Source organism: Flavobacterium phragmitis, assembly GCF_900112575.1.
Lineage (GTDB): Bacteria > Bacteroidota > Bacteroidia > Flavobacteriales > Flavobacteriaceae > Flavobacterium > Flavobacterium phragmitis.
Genome location: NZ_FOMH01000018.1, coordinates 1 through 19,781, shown reverse-complemented (window position 1 = coordinate 19,781; position 19,781 = coordinate 1). Strand labels below are relative to the sequence as shown.

Here is a 19,781-nt window from a genome sequence, read left to right as displayed (position 1 = left end):
ATTTTATTCATTTTTGTAAACTTCACTCTTCTTCAATAAAATTTCCTGAAAAAGCACCAGCGATTTTTTATGATAAATTCCTTTTGAAATTGCAATTGTGGCTTCTCGAACCGTATTTTTTCCTTCTAACGGAATTGCTTTTAATTCTTTAAAATCAAATAAAGAAGTATTCATTAAAATAGTAGACCATTTATTGGTATTGACTAACTGAAGCAAACTATGAATATCATTAATTTCCATTTTTGTATGAAGCTGAATTCCTTTATCATCAAGTAATTTATCCAACAAGTTTCTGATGCTGTAACTCTGTGAAGGAAGTGCCAGAGGTAATTCTACTACTTTTTCAAGCGCAACTTTTTTCAGTTTAGCCCAAGAATGAGATTGATGAACAATTAAGGAAAGATGTGCCGAAAAGAGTTTATTTATCATAAGTTCATTATGTCCAGATTCTGACATAAAAGAAAGCATACAGTCAATTTCATAATCAAGGATTTTTTGCAGCAAATCAGTTGTAGAACCGTATATAATCTGAATTTCTATATCAGGATATTTTTCGTTGTACTCTACAATCGATTCCATTAAGAGTTCCTGCAATCCATAAGTCGAACCAATAATTATTTTCCCAGATTTCATATTGTTTAAATCGAGTAAAACCTGCCTGCTTTCTTCTGCCTGTTGAATTGTTTTTCTGGCATATTGAAGCATAACTTCTCCAGCTTCCGTCAGTCGGACACGTTTGGCTATTCTGTCAAAAAGAAGTGTATCCAGCGAATTTTCGAGTTCTTTAATCTGATGTGATAAAGTGCTTTGCGTAATGAATAAATCTTCTGCTGCCTGAGTAAAATTTAAAAGTTCTGCTGCTCGGACGAAATATTTTAACTGACGAAGTTCCATATTTTAATTTTTTCTAAAAGTACAATTTATAATCGAAATTTTCGATTGATTTAATCTAAAAATATCATTTCCACGATTGAATTCTATTACGGAACTTTGACTTAAATAATTAAAAAAACATAAAATCATGGAAATTATACAAACTTCAGAAAATGCATTATCAGCAACAACGGTTTCAGCTGTAATTAATGCGCCGATTGAAAAAATTAATATTGCAGACTGGCTTTTAAATTTGCCTGATGCAGAATACCAACGTTGTTCTGTAAACCACATTGCGGCCGGAATTACTTCTAATTTTGAAGGTGTTCCAATGTCAATCAACGTAGAATATGTGGGAACTGCTCTTGTAGTACAACATTATATTTTTGATCAATATCGCCCAGAATATTGCAGAATGCTTTCTGTTTCTGATACTATTACCGCAAGCGGAAGATCTAAAGTACAAGTGCTTTGGGAATTGAGAGCTGAAAAAATTGATGATCAGACTTCTCTATTTACCAATACTATTCATGCTACTGCAACACCCGAATTTCTTGAATTTATTAAAGAGCGTGGCATTTCATTAGCGGAAGCAGCAAAAGCCAGACAAGAAGCTTCTGATGCCCACAATCATGAAGAAACACCGCTTTTTGCAAAAAGTATCGAGAATAAAGCTTTGTATGGAAAATATAATCTTCCCTTTTAATAAAGACTTGATTCTTCTTTAGATGTAAAAACAAAAAAACAGGCTGTCTCAATCTTTGAGACAGCCTGTTTTTTTATCTTACGCTTTTTACACTAGATATTATAACAATACTCGTATAAAGCTTTAAAATGTTCTTTCATTTTCTGTTTTGCCAATTGCGGATTCTGCTCTTCAATGGCTTTATAAATCTCCATATGTTCCTTCATTCCTTTCTGAGACTGATTTTCATCACATACATGATACTTTTCAAAATTGGTGATAATCTCAGGAGTAATGATTAACATTAAAGTATTAATGGTACTGTTACCACTCGCTTTTGCTATTGCCAAATGAAATAATAAATCTTCCTGCACAGCATCTTTTCCATTCAACGCTTTTTCATTGTAGGCATCAAGAGCTGCTTTCATTCTTTCCAAATCCTCTTCTGTTCTGCGGGTTGCGGCTAAACGAACTGTTTTTAGTTCTAATAAAATTCGTGTTTCTACCAAAGATTTAAAATCTGATTCCCGTAGTTTTAAAATATCCTCGATAATACCATTTATAGCAATTTGTCCAATATCAGCGACAAAAGTACCGCTCTGAGGAATCGATTTTAAAATACCATAAAACTCCAATTTTTGAATAGCTTCACGAACGGCGCTTCGGCTCACTTCGAATTTCTCGGACAACATACGTTCAGACGGGAGTTTGTCTCCAGGTTCTAAATTTTTATAATTCATATAATCCCTAATCTTTGCGATTATAGTATTCAAAACCTCTTTACTGTCTTTCTTGCTTAGAACCTCTAAATTCATCATTACTATTTTTAAATTAGTTTTTGGTTATCCACATTGGTTTGCTAAAATTATAAAAAAGGCGACATAAAAACAAGAAAAAACTTTCTTTCAAAAGATACGATTTTGTATATCTCTTTTAGTTAAAAACTATAACGATATAGTTTACTCCTATTTTTCCTTAATAAAAGTTTAAAAAAAGCTGAACAATACCTGTTTTATTAGTTTTTTATCACACAAATATCAAATAAAAAACAAATTTCATTTTTTTTTCATTCTTTTTTGATTTTTACACATTTACTATTCTTTGTTTGCAAAAAAACAATTATGTTTGTTTAGTTAATTGGTTAACCAATTTGGTTATTTAGTTTGGATTACAAAAAACACAATTAATAACTAACCGAAAAACTATTTGAATGCAAAACCTAACAAAAATTTAAATTATGAAAAAAAAGATTTTGATTCTACTTTTGGTCTTCTCAAGTGTTATCAATGCACAAACTGATAAAATAAAAATATCAGGTAGAGTTGTTGATAATGCAGGACAGTTGATACCAGGAGTCACTATTACTTCAGAAGAAAATAGTACCGTAACCGATTTTGATGGTAATTATGTTATTAATGTAAAAAACTCAAAATCAATCATAAAATATTCTTTTATAGGATTTGCAACCAAAACTATTACTGTGGGAAACAATAAAACTATAAATGTAACATTAGTAGAATCTGCCAACGTACTTGACGATGTTGTCGTAATAGGATATGGAACTCAAAAACGTTCCAGCGTTACAGGTTCTGTTGCTAAATTGAAAAGCGATAAATTCGAAGATGCCCCCGTTTCAAGATTAGACAATGCTATTCAAGGAAAAATAGCTGGAGTTCGTGTACAAAGCATTTCATCTGAAGCTGGTGCTGATACACAGATAAACATTCGTGGAATTAGTTCTGTACGCGCGGGTTCAGGACCGTTATTGGTCGTTGACGGACAACCAATGCCTGATGGTTTCTCTGCTCTTAATAGCGCGGATGTTGAATCTGTGGAAGTTTTAAAAGACGCAGCTTCTGCTGCAATTTATGGCTCTAGAGGAGCTAATGGAGTAATATTAGTAACTACAAAAAGCGGTAAAGACGGTAAAACTAAGTATTATTTTAGAAGCACTGCAGGAGTTAAACAAGCTTATGATACTTATGACATCATGAGTTCAACAGATTATGTAAATAGACTCTATGCTGAACAAGCCTTGAGAAATGCTGATCCTTTATGGACTACTGCTTATGGAGCGAGTTTACCATCTATAGATAAATGGCGCGCACAATACTCAATCGAAAAAGATTTATTAGGAGGTCAAGGAACCGATTACCAAAAAGAGGCCTTACGTAAAGCCTATTATCAAGATATGCAATTTAATGTTTCTGGAGGAAGCAATAAAAATAAGTTTTTTATCTCAGTAGGTTATCAAAATGATCAAGGTTTAATGCTGAAAAGTGAATTCGAAAAATTAAACTTCAGAGCAAAATTTGATTTGCAATTGACCGAAAAATTAAAGCTTAATATTAATTTGAATCCATCGAATACAAAAACGGAACGTCCAGCGATTAATTTCATTGATTTTACAAGATTTCCAAGTTTTATTCCCGTTTATCATACTCAAGCTACTGCCGATTTTATAAATGGTCAGCAACCATCAAGAGGAATTGTAGTTGGAAATTATGCTGAAGCGTCAGATTTTGCCAATTTAGTTTATACGGGTGTTGACCCAAACGCAGTTCCTTATACCACTGCCGCTAATGCGGTTCCGTTTACAACATCCAACACAAATCCGATGAGAGCTTTATTGGAGCAAGATGATAATAACAATCAATTTCGTTTTCAAGGAAGTGCCGGTTTAGAATATAAAATTGCAAAAGGATTAGATTTTAGAACAACAGAAAATATTTATTATAGAAATTCTCAAAGAGTGCAATCTGGTGCTTCAAATGCTGCCAGAATAGGAAACCCAAATTATGCAACTTATACCAATGCAAATTATTTTGACTTCTTAACCGAGAATACTTTAAACTATAAAAAAAGTATAGGCAATCATGAATTTGGAGCTTTGGCAGGATTCTCATTACAATCTACCAGAACAAAATCATTAGTTACTGCCGGAACCACTTTCCCAAGTGATGACAACAAAAACTTAAACTATGCTACAGTTATATTACAGCCTGTTCAATCCGATGTTTCTATAGGACTAGTTTCTTTTTTAACCAGAGTAAATTATGCCTATAAGGACAAATATTTACTAATGGGAAGTTATAGAACAGATGGCAGCAGTAAGTTTGGAGATGGCAATAAATGGGGTGGTTTCCCTGCTGTATCGGCTGGATGGGTAATATCTAAAGAAAAATTCTTGGCCGATGTTTCTGTAATAAACAGAATGGCTTTCAGAGCAAGTTATGGAGCTACAGGAAATAACAGTATTGGAGATTTTATGTATCAATATTACCTAAATCCTTCTAATTATGTAAGTGGTACTGGAAATGGCACTGTTACTATTGGTTTAGCCAATACTAATAACATCAACAATAACCCTAACATTACATGGGAAAGAACATTCCAATCTAACTTTGGTTTTGACCTTTCTATATTCAAAAGCAGGCTTAATTTAAATGTCGATCTATATCAATCCAATACCGAAAAGCTATTATTAGAACAATCTAGTATGTTAATCTCAGGTTCAAGCTCTGTTATTGCAAACGTTGGAAGTTTAAAAAACAAAGGGTTTGAAGTTGAATTATCTACAGTAAATCTAAAATCTAAAAACTTCTCATGGACTTCAGATTTTAACATTGCTCATGTTAAAAATCAAATCACTAATCTTGGCGATAAAACAATGATCATCTCGCCAACTATCGATGGCCGAAATGGATTGAATAATTATGCTATAGTAGGACAGCCATTGATCAGTTTTTATGGATTTAAAACTAATGGAATCTGGAATAGTATTGAGGAAATCACTGCATCTGGTCTAACAACTACTTTAACCAACGGATTAAAAGAAGGAGGACTAAAAATTGTTGACTTAAATGGAGATGGAGTTCTGGATAATAATGACAGAACAATATTAGGAAATCCATATCCTGATTTTACCTGGGGTTTCACTAATAAGTTTACATTCAAAAATCTCGATTTAAGCTTTACACTTCAAGGTGTTGTAGGTGGCAAATTAATCAATGGAGATGTTAACTACAATGAGCCTAAAGAACGAAACTTAAACTACATGGCAAACAGATGGGTAAGCCCAAGCAATCCTGGTGATGGAAAAACCCCTTATACTACAAATGGTTACAACTGGGTTTTTACTGACAATGCAGTTGAAGATGCTTCCTATACTTCATTAAGAGAGATTTCTCTTGGATATAATTTAGGGAAAAATGCATTGAAACAAGTACGCTTAACAAATTTAAGATTCTCCCTTTCAGGACAAAACCTATTATTCTGGAATAACAAAAACTACAGAGGTATTAATATTGAAGCCAGAACATCACAAACCAGTGCTTTGATAGATGGTTATCAAAGAGGAGGTTTCCCAATGCAGCGAACTGTTTTATTTGGAGTTGAAGTAGGTTTATAATTAAAAAAATAAAAAATAACTATGAAAAATATTTTCAATACAAGCAAGATGTTACTTTTATTTTTAGTTCTATCTGTAAGCGGTTGTTCGGATTATATAGAACTTGAAAACAAAAATGACATACCTCTTAAGGGGTTTTACAATAGTGAAAGCGAATTAAATTATGCCTTGTCTGGATGTTACAGCACATTGAGAGCTCCTATTGCTTATGAGTGGATGCTTTCTGAGATCAGAAGTGATAATACTTTTATGAACCTTACTGCTACAACCATTCCTCAGAACTTGCAGATATATAGCAATGATATATTTGAAGCACCAGCTTTTGATAGTTTTATTGAAAGTTACTGGGGAACAACCTATCAAAGCATTAGAAGTATAAATGCTTTATTAGAAGGTTTAAAAACTTCATACAACCCGAATTCAGGTACAATTGAATACGGTCCATTTACCATTACGATGACAGAGGCCGAAAGAAAGAGAATTGCCGGAGAAGCATCTTTTATGAGAGCTTATCATTACTTTAATTTAGTACGTTTATACGGTGGTGTATTTCTAATTGATAAAGTCGTTACTTCTGAAGAATCATTGAGGATTCCAAGATCGACCGTTTCAGATATCTATAAATTTATTCTAGCGGACCTAAAAAATGCTTCAGAAAATTGTGTCTCTGCTAAATATGGCAATACAACAGATGCACAAAAAGCGGTGCAAGGAAAAGCTACCGTTTGGGCTGCCAAAGCTTTATTGGCAAAAGTATACCTTACCTTAGGACAAAAAGCAGATGCTTTGCAACTCCTAACAGATGTAATTAATAACAGTGGACATTCTATTTTAACAGGAGCTACAGGATATTCTAATGTTTTTTCAAGTACTAATGAGATGAATGCTGAAATTGTTTTTGCTATAAGATTCAAATCTGGAGCATTGGGATATGGTAGTTCTTTATCCAATTTGTTTGCTACAAATAACACAAGTGTGGCCTCTCAAACTAAATTGGCACAGCCAGTAGGAACTAGAGGTTCCTATAATAATCCAACAGCAGAATTGTACAATTCGTATGCTGCAAATGATATAAGAAGAGATTATTCAATAAAAGTTTATAAACCAACGGCAACGTCATTATCATCTACATGGACGTATTGGGCTGCAAAACACAACATTGCCACAACTGTTGCAAATGACTCTGAATTAGACTGGCCTGTATTACGTTACAGCGATGTATTGTTGATGTATTGCGAAGCTGTAGGCGCTAACAATCCAACAACTTTAGGATACTTAAACCAAGTACATACAAGAGCAGGATTAACAGCCTTAACAAGCACAAATGTTAATACTCAAGCATTATACGAAAAAGCAGTTGCCGATGAAAGAAGATGGGAATTTGCTCTAGAAAATCAAAGATGGTTTGACTTATTGCGTTTTTCTACTACAATGCCAACGATTAACGCAAAAGCAGTAATGAATAATCATTTTGCCGTAATGCAACCTTTTTATGCTCAATATGATGGTGCTTACACAACGGCACAATTACAGCAAAAAACAGCAGATCCAAAATTCGATTTATTGCCGATTCCAAATTCGGAAATTGTTACCAATACAATTAATCCAATACAGCAGAATCCTGGTTATTAATCCTCAAAACATTTTAATTAAATAGCAATTTTTATTTTATTGGAACATCCCATAATACTTGCTTTGATGCAAGATATTATGGGATGTTTTTATATAACAACTGTAAGTAAAAAGACAGGATTCACAACTTTTAGCCTTCGAGAAACCTGACAGGTTTTTAAAACCTGTCAGGTTTAATTCGAGAGACAATACTATTTTATTTCAGTTTTTGATTCGTAATATCAACCAAAAATCAAGATTAGATTATTTTAAGCTCCACTTGAGCTTTATATTGAAGACACCTATACTTTGCTGTAAATATTTCACTTCTCTCTGAAGCCAACAAAAAAAGCTGTCCTATTTTGGACAGCTTTTTTTACTATTATTTGGTGTTTTATTTTAGCTAAACGCTAATCCTCCATTAATATCAATATTGTTACCAGATAAAAATGACGATTCTTCAGAAGCTAAATAAGCTACTAAATCGGCTACTTCATCAGCACGTCCTTCGCGACGTAAAGCTGTCGCATTTGCAACGTTTACACGTACTTGATCTTTTGTAAAATCATCATGAAATCTTGTTGCAATCATACCGGGATTAATTGCGTTTACACGAATTCCTTTTGGCCCTAACTCTTTAGCCAACCCTCTTGTAAAAGTAGAAACCGCTCCTTTTGAAGCCGCATATAAAAATGCTCCCGGTCCTCCACCATCTCTTCCTGCCTGTGATGCAAAATTTACAATTGCACCACCCTCGCCCATTAAAGGAACAAAAGCTTTAGTGACAAATACTGCCGATTTGAAGTTTACATCCATAATAAGATTGTAAAAATCTACATCTATTTCATCAATTGTTTTACGAGCAAATAAACCACCAGCAACATTAACTAAAATATCTACTTTCTCACCAAATGCAGTTTTAGTCTTCTCCACAAGGTTAGAAATATCAGTCAGATTTGTAGCGTCACCCTGAACATAAATTCCCTTTCCTCTTATTTCTTCAATTAATCTAATTGTCTCTTTAGCATCATCTTCATTATCAAAATAATTAATAACAACATTAGCACCTTCCTTTGCCAGTTTTAATGATACAGCACGACCAATATCTCTGGCGCCGCCTGTTACAACAGCTACTTTACCTTTTAATTTACTCATCTTAATTCTAATTTATTTTTAAGTTTATATTTTGTTTATTTTTCTACAGATTCAATATTTCTAGCGAAATAATAGATTGCTCCAACTCCTAATGGAACAAAAACCGCAATAGCAATAAAAATGGGTGTATAGGATATCTCGGCAATTAAGGGCACTAGAAAATTCATAATAATTACAGAAAATACGCCTACCATTCCGCCTAATCCAGCCAATGATCCAACAGATTTTCCACTAAACAAGTCACTTGGCAAAGTCTGCACATTTCCAATAGCAAACTGAAAACCAAACAGCACAACAAAAACAATGGCTACAAAACGTTCAGGCGACGTAGCGAAAAATACTGATGCCATTAATCCAAGGAGCATAATTATTCCACCTATTAAAATGGTTGTTTTTCTGCCTTTATTGATTGAATTTGTTTTAGATATAATCTGCCCCGAAACATAACCGCCCGCAATACTTCCAATTGCTGCGCCTACATAAGGCACCCAGGCAAAAGCTCCTACTTCCTTAACATTGAAGCCATAAACATCAAAAAGATAGATAGGCATCCAGCCAACGAAAAACCACCAAATAGGTTCAAGGAATAAACGACCAATTACTATAGCCCAAGATTCTCTATAAGAAAGAATTTGTTTTAAACTTAGACCTTTTGTCTGTTCAGTTGCGCTTTGATCAACTTTGCTCTGACCTTGTATAATGTATTTTTGTTCTTCTTCGGTAATCCAAGGATGTTTTTTTGGCCCCGCTTTGTTCACTAAAAGCCAAGGAATAATCCATAAAATTCCAAAAGAACCTATAATCATAAAAGTGATTCTCCAACCATAGCTCACAAAAAGTGCGGCAATAAAAGGCGGTGCTATTACAGACCCAATAGATGCTCCTGCATTGAATAAGCCTTGTGCAATGGCTCTTTCTTTTATTGGAAACCACTCGGCATTGCTTTTTACGCCACCAGGCCAATTTCCTGCCTCAGAAATCCCTAAAGTACTTCTGAAAAAAGCGATGGATAAAAACCCTCTTACAGTAGAATGAAGAAAAGAAGACAATCCCCAAACCCCAATACTGATTACATAACCAATTCGAGTTCCGACTTTATCAAATAGTTTTCCCGAAAATAATTGTCCCAATGCATAAAACACCATAAAAATGTTCAGGATATTGCCATAATCATTTTTGTTAAGTCCTAAAGATTTTGAAATAGAACCATCGACATTTTCGTTGCCCCACATTATGGCAAGTGCACTTCTGTCGATATAATTGATAACCGTTGCCAAAAATATCAGCCCAATAATAAACCATCTAAGTCCTTTTACTTTCATTGTAATTTGTTTTTTTAGGTTCTAAAATCTCTTCAAAAAGAATATAGAACATCCTGCATCACTGTTTTTTAACGTGATGAATTGTTTATTCAATCTAAAATTGGTTATAAAAAAATCAAGTAAAAATCAATCTATCTTCACCTAAACGAACGTATTATTTATCTCCTAATGAGACACTTGAAGGTCGTATATTTTTACTTTAGCAAACGTATTCGCGTTAGTAGACTGAAAATAGTTTCCTGCTTTGAAATAGTTTTCAAAAACACCCCATTTTTTGATATTGATATCTTCATAAACAAATGATTCTGAACCATTCATGATTACTTCCAATCTTCCATCAGATACTTTAATCTCAAGAGTGAATTTAGTATTGAAGTCTATTTTTTCTTTAAAATCTCTCCCCTTATCATCGCCCCAAGCTGTTGCAGGAAGCATATCTTTTAAGGAAGCATTTTGATTCTTAAGCACTTTTGTTTTTACTCTTATTTTTCCCTGATCCCAGAAGATTTTCAGAATCGGTGCTGCATTTTTATCTTTTTGTCCAATTAATTCTTGCTGGCTGTCTGTTAATATTCCATGAATCTGAGCAATAATAACTCTGCTGTATTTTCCATCAGCTTCTTTAGAAACGTCTTCAATGGCATATGTTCCTTTGAAGTAACCGCCTTGCGCAAAAGTCCAGTTTACATTTTTATTGCCAATTTCCATCGTCTCTCTCAATTCTGATCTTGAAAAATGACTGTTAGCAGTTGAAACTCCAGATGGAAAAGCATAAAAAACAATCGATTTGTCTTTTGCATCCTCATACATATACTTTTTTGCTGTTTCATTTGAGGCAAAATCAAATATTTCAGGATAATTTAAATCAAATGTTTTTCCAGGTTTCTTTGGATCTTGTGCTGGAGTAGTTAACGTCCAATGAGACAAATCAATATTAGCGACATTTTTCTTGTTCTTTTGATCCTGACTATAACCCATTGTTATAAATACCAGTGAAGCAAAAAGTGAAATTTTTGAAAATTTTAAATCCATTTTAAGTTATATTATAAAATTAATCGTCCATAATTTATTTGTAATCAAATATTCGGTATCTCCTTTTTATTTAAAAACAGAGTAATTTCTGTTTTTAAAGATCTGGTTTATCAAATTGGTAAACCAATTATACTTATCAAAAGTACTACTTTATATTAATAAAAAGACAATTCGTTACTTTTTTATTGAATAAATTAGATTACCATTTTTTTACTCTCTATAAGAGAATATATTTCATGAAAACAATTAAATCTTCATGAAATCCTCACGTATAGGACTAAAAACATCTACCAAAACTCCATCAGCCAAACATAAAGCACCATGCCATACATGAGGAGGAATATAAAAACAGTCTCCTCCTTTTAATATTTTTTTCTCCTCACCAATCGTCACTTCAAACTCACCGCTAACTACATAAGTTACCTGAGCATGATAATGCTCGTGTAAAGGGCCGATACTTCCTTTTTTAAAATTCACATTCACTAACATAATGGTATCATCATATCCCATTATTTTTCTTTTCACTCCATCGCCTACAACTTCCCACTCTATTTCGTCTCCTATTAAAAATTCCTTGCTTGCTCCAAAACTTTTCATATTATTTTTTATTTAATTAGTTTACTAAAATAGGCTCCAACCCACGAATAGATCGTTCCTTTAATTTCTAAAATATGTTTCTCTGATACTGAATTATTTGCTGTGGCAAGAACAAACAAAAAAGAACTCCCGTTTTTGTTTTTGATAGAGACACCAATATAGCTTTCGTCTTCATAAACTTTTTCTACAGCCGTTACAGAACTTGATGCATTTATTGCCACTTCAGTAACGGGACTATAACTTCCATGCGTTTCTATAACATTAATATAAGTTGCTTTATCTGTATTTTTCTTTCTAATAATAAGTCCTGCATCTCTACGCAAATTAAAATTGGGATCATTAGCGCCCAATCTCGCCAATAATAATTCGTCTCCTTGTTCTGTTGCAGAAGTCAATGTGTAAAAACTTCCGTTATCGAGCCATGAAAATTTAGTGTTTTCAACTCCAGCTTTCCCAAAACCTTCTTTCCATAAATGTTCATAACCAAAAGATTTCCCCAGAGGTTCTAATGATTTTGGCGTTTCATATTTAAAGTTTTCCGTCATCATTTGTCCCAAATAATAAAAAGGTAGATCATATTGATTTGGTCTTTTGGATTTCACCTGAAAAATATCAAGCAACAAAGGTTTTTCATAACCATCAACTTCAAGTAAAACCATTGTGCGATGCATTTTTGTATCTGGATAAGCATTATCTTCGGTTGCGCTGATAATTTGTATTTTAGGATTGCTTGCATCAAAGAAATATCTTTTGGATGAAAACTTATCTCCTATTTCAAAATCTCCTTTAAAATGTGAGGTTTCATTTTGAATAATAGTATTGTGGGCAATAGTCTGTTTTGCCCAGGTCTCATTTTCTTTCAAATAATTTCCACCGCCTTTTTGTTCAATATTGACAAATCTCGCCAATCCATAATCTTGTAAAATCTCAGAACTATTGTTATAATAAGAAAAAGATAGTTTGTCAAAATGTCCATGGCTGGAACCCTGAGAAGTGTATTTCATGACCAAAGTCAATTCATCATCCTTAGATTTGTTTCTAATAACAGCCACACCTCCTTGGTTGCCATCTTGGCCGTCAGACAGATCAATTGATTTTTTAGTAAAAGGTTTAGCCAATTTCTTTTTAACTGCCAAAGCCACAGCCATGCCAGCATTATCCAATTGAACACGTCCTTGTTTTTCGGCAATAGATAATAATGACGTATCTTTATTTCCATATAAATAAGCGATATCAACTGACGAAACTAATTCTCTTGAATAGTAGGACATTCCTTTTTGTCCGTCGTTGAGAGGAAAAAATTCTCCTTTAGAATTGGTCAAATTCAATAATGCATAAACCGATTTGATTAAAATTCCGTTTCTATACTCAAAAATTTTTAAATCTGGTTTCGTGTTTTGCAATGCTTCTGCGAAAACCAAAAACGGATACATTGCATATCGCTGATAATACGGTCCTTCATTATAATAACCATCTGGCGAAAAAGGTTCATCAACATTGGCTAGAAATCCGGTTTTCTGACCTTCTTGTTTAATCAAACCTCCATCGTTGTCTTTCATTCCTGCAGGCAATCCATCTTCTTTTAATCCATTCAACGCCCTGTCAAGCAATTCTGCATCATCCATCACTAATGCAATCATTCCAACTGCTACATTTCCCCAAGTACTATGATTATGAACGCGATTAAAAAACTGTGGAGAACCTATAGAAATAAAATCAGCAAAAGGCCTAAATAATTCTTTTTCAATAATAGCTCTATCATTACCACCAATAAAATCATAAACGCAATCATAAGCCTGACTTGCATATACAAGCCAATTGGCATCATTGAGTGCCTGCCAAAATAATTTTCCTCGCGCATAAGAGCGTTCCTGCGGATGCAAAGGCAGTGTCGGATATAATTTAGTATAAGCCATCAACATATCTTTGACATAAACAGCATACTTTTTATCTCCTAAAATCTGGTATAAAAATCCAGCCTTCTGCATGATCAAAAAATTCTTTTTATGACGCTCATGCGTATAACCTCCTGAAAAATCTTTAGGAACAGGAACTTCAATTCCTAAAATAATTTCAGCATCGACTTCCTTTTTTACATCTTGTAAGGATGAATCAAAAAGTGGTGCTTTCCCTAAATTGTCCTTAATTTCAGCTACTCCTTTTTTGGTTAAAACCAATCTAGGATGTGACTGAGCAACTACACTTTTGGACAACAATAGCAATACTGTAAAAGCGAGAATCTTCAAGACTTTATTTTTTATAAAATTTGCTGTCATTATTTTTCAGTTAATCAATAACATATTTTTGTTTTATTAAATACTAAACAATTTAAATTTTTAAATCCTTTAAATATGAGTAGAATTTAAAGCCAATAATCAGGTTTTCAAATGTTAAAAGCTTTTTAAATTGGTAAACCAATTTGGTTTTCCAAATATATAATTAAATCTATTATAAAAAAACAAAATCCATACATTTTTACATCTAACTTAAATTGAACCCAAAAAAAACTCTATATACACCACAAAAAAGAAGCTGTCCTTTTGAGACAGCCACTTTAAAAAAAACAACTTAAATTATTGATGAGAAACTGTTAGGTTACTGATTCCAACCAAACCATAAGAACCATCATAGCTGACATTTTTTACAGACTGTAAATAGTTTCCAGCTTTAAAATAATTTCCTTCTGTACTTGTATCCATTTGCTGAGAGAAAACTAAAGTGGATCCATTATACAAATACACTTTTCCGCCAGTGTATTTTATAGTAAAAGTATAGCTCGTTCCTAATGAGTATCCAGTAAATGATTTACTGCCACCTAATACTTTTTCAGTAATGTAACCGCTAATTTTTAATTTAACTGTACCAGTTGATTGATTAGCAGCTCCGTCAAATTGTACACGTATAATATCATCTACTGCTACGCCACTGCTATTTGTAGAAGGGCCATGTATTTGACCGAAACACAAAACTCCAGTAGTTCCATTTTCTCCTTTTGGCAGTTTATCTACTTTAACCGTCCAAGTCATGGTATGAGTTCCTACTGAACCATCCCAGCTTGCTGCACTTCCATTATTTAATTCTCTTAATTCCACTCTAGGGTTTGAAGAATTTGATGAAGTACCTAATCCTCTGTAACATTTAAAATAAGTCCAAGTTCCATCTGTATAGAAATAATTTGGATCATTGTATGTATTATAAGATACTCCACTTGCAGTTGTAATATCATCGTAATAAACAGCCGATGAACCTGGAGTTCCAGTAAAACTATTAATCTTCCATGTATTTGCCGAAATACCAATTACCGAAGTTGGGTACGCATCTGGTAATCCATCATCTACAGTACTGTAAATTTCTGTCTCCGTAATACTATTCCATGTCGTCAATGAATTTCCAAAACAAGAAATTCTAACATATCTGGCCGTTACTGTAGATGCCAAATTATAAGTTTCTAAAGCTGTTGTAGTACCGCTGCTTCCCGTTGTTTTTGCATCATAAACAGTAGTAAGACTGCCAGTTGAATCGCCAACACGAATTTGAAAATAGGTTTTTCTCTGATCCCCCTGATGCCATGCAATTTTTAGACTAGAAATTGGTTTTGATGATCCTAAATCATAAGTAATGTATTTCCCTGTACTTCCATCTGAAGACCAGCGTGTGCTTAAGTTACCATCAAGCGTATTAGTCGCAACGTTCCCATCATTTCCATTATCAGATACTGAAGCTGGAGTTAGTTTGCTTGTAACTAATTTACCAGTAGTACCAGTTGTCTTTGGTACTTCATTCACTGAAGCTTCATTTTCTACCTTTTGTAATTCATCATTTGTACAAGCAGTAAAAAGAACCAGGCAAGCGAATAAATATCCACTAATTCTGTTCGATTTCAAAAAAATGGAGTGCAATTTTTTTAATGTTTTTCTTTTCATAGAAATTGTTTTTAAAAAGGTTAAATAATTGGTTTTTTAAATTGGTTACCCAATTTGGTTAAACCAAAATAACAACTTTAATATGAATTAATTACATTTTCAATAAAAAAAATGTAAAAAAATATAAAATTCATTTTTATCGGATTTATAATTACAAACAAAGAATGAAGTAAAATAAAGGCTTAGTGTTTTTTTCTTAAATAAAAAAGAAAAAAAAATGAACTAATCTCCTTTATATTTAAAAGAAGTTTAAGATACCTCTATTAAGCTTCTTATTCATTTATCAAGAAATTAGAACAAAAATTTCTTTAATTATACTTATTTATGTTCTTGAATGATAAAAATTACCTATATTTGGATTTCCAAACTGGTTAACCAATTATTGTTTTTATAGTTGAAGTACCAGAATTTTACACTTTTTAACAACCAAATAATAAAATTGATGAAGAATTTTTTAGCGCTTAATCTGGCCTTTTTGCTATTCTCTTTTGTGGCGACTGGCAAAGACATTATAAAAGTAAAAAACGAAGCAGAATTAAAAACAGCCATATCAAGTGCAAAACCTGGAGATGAAATAATTTTATCTAATGGTATCTGGAAAAATATTCAAATTAAATTTGACAGCAAAGGAACTAAAGACAATCCTATAACATTACGAGCTGAAACTTCTGGAAAAGTAAGCATTGAGGGGGGATCCGATTTAAAAATTGGGGGCTCATATTTAGTTATAAGAGGATTGTACTTTCGTAACGGTTATACACCATCAAAATCTGTAATTGATTTTCATATTGATTCGAGTAAAATTGCAAACAACTGTATCGTTACAGATTGTGTAATTGAAGACTTTACTCAATTGAACCGTGTTCGCTCAGATCATTGGATTGAATTTTGGGGAAGACATAACGAACTATCCAATTCCTATTTGTCTGGAAAGTCAAATCAGGGTCCTACCATTATGGTTATTTTAGAAGGAAATGAACAGATTAACAATTACCACAAAATAATTAATAACCATTTTGGACCACGTCCCCGAAAGGGAGGACCTCATGGCGAAACTATTCAAATTGGAGATAGCGGTACTTCAATGGCTCCTTCCTATACTACTGTTGAGCACAATTTATTTGAAAGATGTGATGGTGAAGTTGAAATCATATCGAATAAATCAAACAATAATATTTACCGAAATAATATCTTTTATAAATCTGAAGGCTCTTTGGTTTTGCGACATGGAAACTACTGTACCATAGATAGCAATATATTTATTGGAGATGAGAATTCTGATTTTATGGGCGGTATTCGTCTAATTAATACAGGACATTGGATTACCAACAATTATTTTTATAAAATAAAAGGAAGCGAATTCCGCAGTGCATTGGCAGTAATGAATGGAGTTCCTAAATCTCCACAGAACCGTTACAATCAAGTTACAGATGCCGTTGTAGCTTATAATACTTTTGTTGATTGCGACACACCTTGGCAATTGAGTGTTGGTGCCAATATGGATAAATCGGTCGTTTTACCAGCGCAGGAAATTCGTTCTGCAAGACCAACACGCACTATTCTCGCGAATAATTTAATCTATAATTCTAGTGACGCTAAAGCACCAATAAAAGCTTACGATAAAATTGATGGCATTTTATTTAAAAACAACATCATTAACACAGACTACGAAAGCAAATCGGAGCCTAAAGAATTGCAGAAAAACAGCTTTACCTTAAATAAACAATCGGACTGGCTTTATGTTCCAACAGCAAATTACACAGACGTTTATAATGGTTTTGATTTTGAAACTATTGCAAAAGACATCTTTGGAAATGACAGAAGTACTAAAAACTCCGTTGGATCGATGGTTTTTCCTGTGGATAAAAACAAAGGACAGATTAATAAAAAGGACTTTGGAACAAGCTGGTTTTCTAATGAAGCACAGGTTGCTACTCCAAAAACAATACAAGTAAACACACAAAAAGAACTTATCAAAGCGCTTTCTGAAGCTTCTTCAAATACCATTATTGAACTAAAAAGTGGCACTTATAAAATAAATGAATCTCTGAAAATTGATAAAACCATCACAATTCAATCAAAAGATAAAAAAAACAAAGCCATTTTGGAATATAATGGAGCAAACAATACTGCTGCTTTTTTAATGTTGCCAAAAGGAAACTTAATGCTAAATGCTGTAATTCTTAAAGGAAATAATAATCAAAACGCCTTTACTACCAAAGAAAAAGAAATGTCTGCGGCTTATAATCTAAAAATAGCAAACAGTGAAATAAGTCAATTTGATTATGTTTTAAAGACATACAAAGATTCTTTTTCAGACACAATCGCTATTGATAATTCCATAATAAAAAACTGTAAGAACGCAATAAATCTAGCCGCAGAAAACGACGATTTAGGAGAATACAACGCAGAGTTTTTATTCATTACCAATTCTAAATTCGACAATATTTCTAATAACATTTTGGATTATTACAGAGGCGGTTATGATGAATCTACTATTGGTGGCAATTTAGTTTTTGACAACAATTCTGTTATTAATTCTGGAAAATTAGAAACAAGTGGGACGTTATTAAAGTTGCAGGGAATTGTAAATGTTACTATTTCAAACAATATTTTCAGCAACAATGCTGTAAAAACAATTGCTGTTTTATGGGGAGAAAAAGAACAAAAAGAAAGCAATAACAAAATTGACAATTCGGGAGAATTTAGAACCGAACAAAATTTAAAGCAGAAAATGATGTATTAGTTTAAAAAAGGTTCAAAGGGACAAAGAAGCAAAGAAACAAAGGTTTTTAATTTTTTAAATAGATATGAGTAAAGTAGTTGCATTTGGAGAAATCATGCTGCGTTTATCGACAGAAAGACATCTGCGTTTTTCACAGTCTACGGCATTTGGTGCTACGTATGGTGGCGGAGAATTCAATGTATGTGTTTCTCTGGCAAATTATGGTGTTAATGCTGAATTTGTTACAAGACTTCCTGAAAATGAAATTGGTTTTTCTGCATTAAAAGAAATCAGAAAAATGAACGTCGAATCTAAAAACATTGTTTACGGAGGAGAACGTTTGGGAATCTATTTTCTGGAAACAGGAGCAGGAACTCGTGGCAGCAATGTAGTTTACGATCGTGCACACAGTGCGATGTCGACCATAGAAAAAGGACAGGTTGACTGGGATAACGTTTTAGAAGGGGCTGAATGGTTCCACTGGAGCGGTATCACTCCGGCTATTTCGCAAACTGCGGCAGAAGCCTGTTTGGAAGCAATTAAAGTCGCTCATAAAAAAGGAATTAAAATTTCCTGCGATTTAAACTACAGATCAAAACTTTGGCAGTACGGAAAAACGCCAAGTGAAGTAATGCCGGAAATGCTGAAATACAGCAATGTGATTTTAGGAGATATTGATACTGCGTATTTTATGTTGGGAATTCCCAAGGTAAATCCAAATTACCAGGATGAAAAATCACTTCCAGCAGTATACGATAAACTGTTTGAATTGATTCCGAACCTTAAAATCGCTGCGACAACACTTCGTTATTCTATTAGTGCATCGCACCAGAGAATAGGTGGGATTTTATATGATGGAAAAACAATTTATAGTGCAGAAGTAAAAGAAGTCACACCAGTTGTGGACAGAGTTGGGAGCGGTGATGCTTTCATGGGCGGACTGATTTATGGACTGCTGGAATATCAGAATAATAACCAGAGAGCATTGGATTTTGCAGTTGCAACTTGTTGTTTGAAACATACTATTGCGGGAGATTACAACTTGGTTACTTTAAAAGAAGTTGAAAATAGGATTGATGGTGATGGTTCTGCATTAGTGTCAAGATAATTTTAAATAAAAATGGCAAAATATTCAAGAATTGAAGTGGCTCAGACCATGAAAGAAAACGGTATGGTTCCGTTGTTTTTTCATTCTGATATCGAATTGAGTAAAAAAGTATTGAAAGCCTGTTACGACGGCGGATCCCGATTAATGGAGTTTACCAGCAGAGGCGACTTTGCGCATGAAGTTTTCGGAGCGCTGAACAAATATGCTTTAGCAGAACTTCCGGGAATGATCTTAGGAGTTGGTTCTATTACAGATGCGGCTTCGGCTTCATTGTATATGAGTTTAGGAGCAAATTTTATTGTAACTCCTGTTTTCAGGGAAGATATTGCAATTGCGTGC

The 19,781-nt window shown here is 33.4% G+C and carries 13 protein-coding genes and 1 pseudogene; 6 read left to right on the top strand and 8 right to left on the bottom strand.

The features are described 5' to 3' along the window. Positions 1-3 precede the first annotated feature (3 nt). On the bottom strand, positions 4-894 hold the full coding sequence (locus BM289_RS23710; protein ID WP_091498588.1) for a LysR family transcriptional regulator: 891 nt from the start codon (positions 892-894) through the stop codon (positions 4-6). A 127-nt stretch (positions 895-1,021) separates the two neighbouring features. Between BM289_RS23710 and BM289_RS23705 the strand changes: the two genes are divergently transcribed. Then, positions 1,022-1,579: a hypothetical protein gene (locus BM289_RS23705; protein WP_091498586.1), complete on the top strand. Its 558-nt coding sequence runs from the start codon at positions 1,022-1,024 to the stop codon at positions 1,577-1,579. Between the two features lie 92 nt (positions 1,580-1,671). Here BM289_RS23705 and BM289_RS23700 read toward each other — a convergent pair whose 3' ends face one another. Then, positions 1,672-2,373: a FadR/GntR family transcriptional regulator gene (locus BM289_RS23700; protein ID WP_091498583.1), complete on the bottom strand. Its 702-nt coding sequence runs from the start codon at positions 2,371-2,373 to the stop codon at positions 1,672-1,674. A 422-nt stretch (positions 2,374-2,795) separates the two neighbouring features. Between BM289_RS23700 and BM289_RS23695 the strand changes: the two genes are divergently transcribed. Beyond that, positions 2,796-5,969 carry a SusC/RagA family TonB-linked outer membrane protein gene (locus tag BM289_RS23695; protein ID WP_091498581.1) on the top strand — a complete coding sequence of 1,058 codons (3,174 nt, stop codon included), beginning with the start codon at positions 2,796-2,798 and terminating at the stop codon, positions 5,967-5,969. A 21-nt stretch (positions 5,970-5,990) separates the two neighbouring features. Beyond that, entirely contained in the window at positions 5,991-7,601 is a 1,611-nt protein-coding gene (locus BM289_RS23690; RefSeq protein ID WP_091498578.1) for a RagB/SusD family nutrient uptake outer membrane protein, read from the top strand. A 378-nt stretch (positions 7,602-7,979) separates the two neighbouring features. Here the strand turns inward: BM289_RS23690 and BM289_RS23685 are convergent, their stop codons facing one another. From BM289_RS23685 to BM289_RS23660, 6 genes are all read right to left on the bottom strand, one after another. After that, on the bottom strand, positions 7,980-8,735 hold the full coding sequence (locus BM289_RS23685) for an SDR family NAD(P)-dependent oxidoreductase (protein ID WP_091498576.1): 756 nt from the start codon (positions 8,733-8,735) through the stop codon (positions 7,980-7,982). A gap of 35 nt (positions 8,736-8,770) precedes the next feature. Next, a complete protein-coding gene (locus BM289_RS23680; protein WP_091498573.1) occupies positions 8,771-10,057 on the bottom strand; it encodes an MFS transporter in 1,287 nt (428 codons plus the stop codon). A gap of 165 nt (positions 10,058-10,222) precedes the next feature. Further along, positions 10,223-11,089, bottom strand: coding sequence for a polysaccharide lyase family 7 protein (locus BM289_RS23675; RefSeq protein WP_091498571.1), 867 nt, complete (start codon positions 11,087-11,089; stop codon positions 10,223-10,225). Positions 11,090-11,335: 246 nt separating this feature from the next. Continuing rightward, positions 11,336-11,686: a cupin domain-containing protein gene (locus BM289_RS23670; protein ID WP_091498568.1), complete on the bottom strand. Its 351-nt coding sequence runs from the start codon at positions 11,684-11,686 to the stop codon at positions 11,336-11,338. Between the two features lie 8 nt (positions 11,687-11,694). Then, positions 11,695-13,962, bottom strand: a complete 2,268-nt coding sequence (locus BM289_RS23665; RefSeq protein ID WP_091498566.1) for a heparinase II/III domain-containing protein — start codon at positions 13,960-13,962, stop codon at positions 11,695-11,697. A 297-nt stretch (positions 13,963-14,259) separates the two neighbouring features. Further along, the gene (locus BM289_RS23660; RefSeq protein ID WP_091498564.1) at positions 14,260-15,609 is read right to left on the bottom strand and encodes a polysaccharide lyase family 7 protein; all 1,350 of its coding nucleotides are present in this window, start codon (positions 15,607-15,609) and stop codon (positions 14,260-14,262) included. A 442-nt stretch (positions 15,610-16,051) separates the two neighbouring features. On the opposite strand from BM289_RS23660, the gene BM289_RS23655 reads away from it, so the two are divergent. The 3 genes and pseudogenes from BM289_RS23655 to BM289_RS23645 all read left to right on the top strand — a co-directional run. Beyond that, a complete protein-coding gene (locus BM289_RS23655) occupies positions 16,052-18,355 on the top strand; it encodes a chondroitinase-B domain-containing protein (protein WP_091498561.1) in 2,304 nt (767 codons plus the stop codon). 64 nt (positions 18,356-18,419) lie between these two features. After that, the gene (locus BM289_RS23650; RefSeq protein WP_091498558.1) at positions 18,420-19,442 is read left to right on the top strand and encodes a sugar kinase; all 1,023 of its coding nucleotides are present in this window, start codon (positions 18,420-18,422) and stop codon (positions 19,440-19,442) included. A gap of 12 nt (positions 19,443-19,454) precedes the next feature. Next, positions 19,455-19,781, top strand: a pseudogene (locus BM289_RS23645) (bifunctional 4-hydroxy-2-oxoglutarate aldolase/2-dehydro-3-deoxy-phosphogluconate aldolase); the annotation flags it as partial.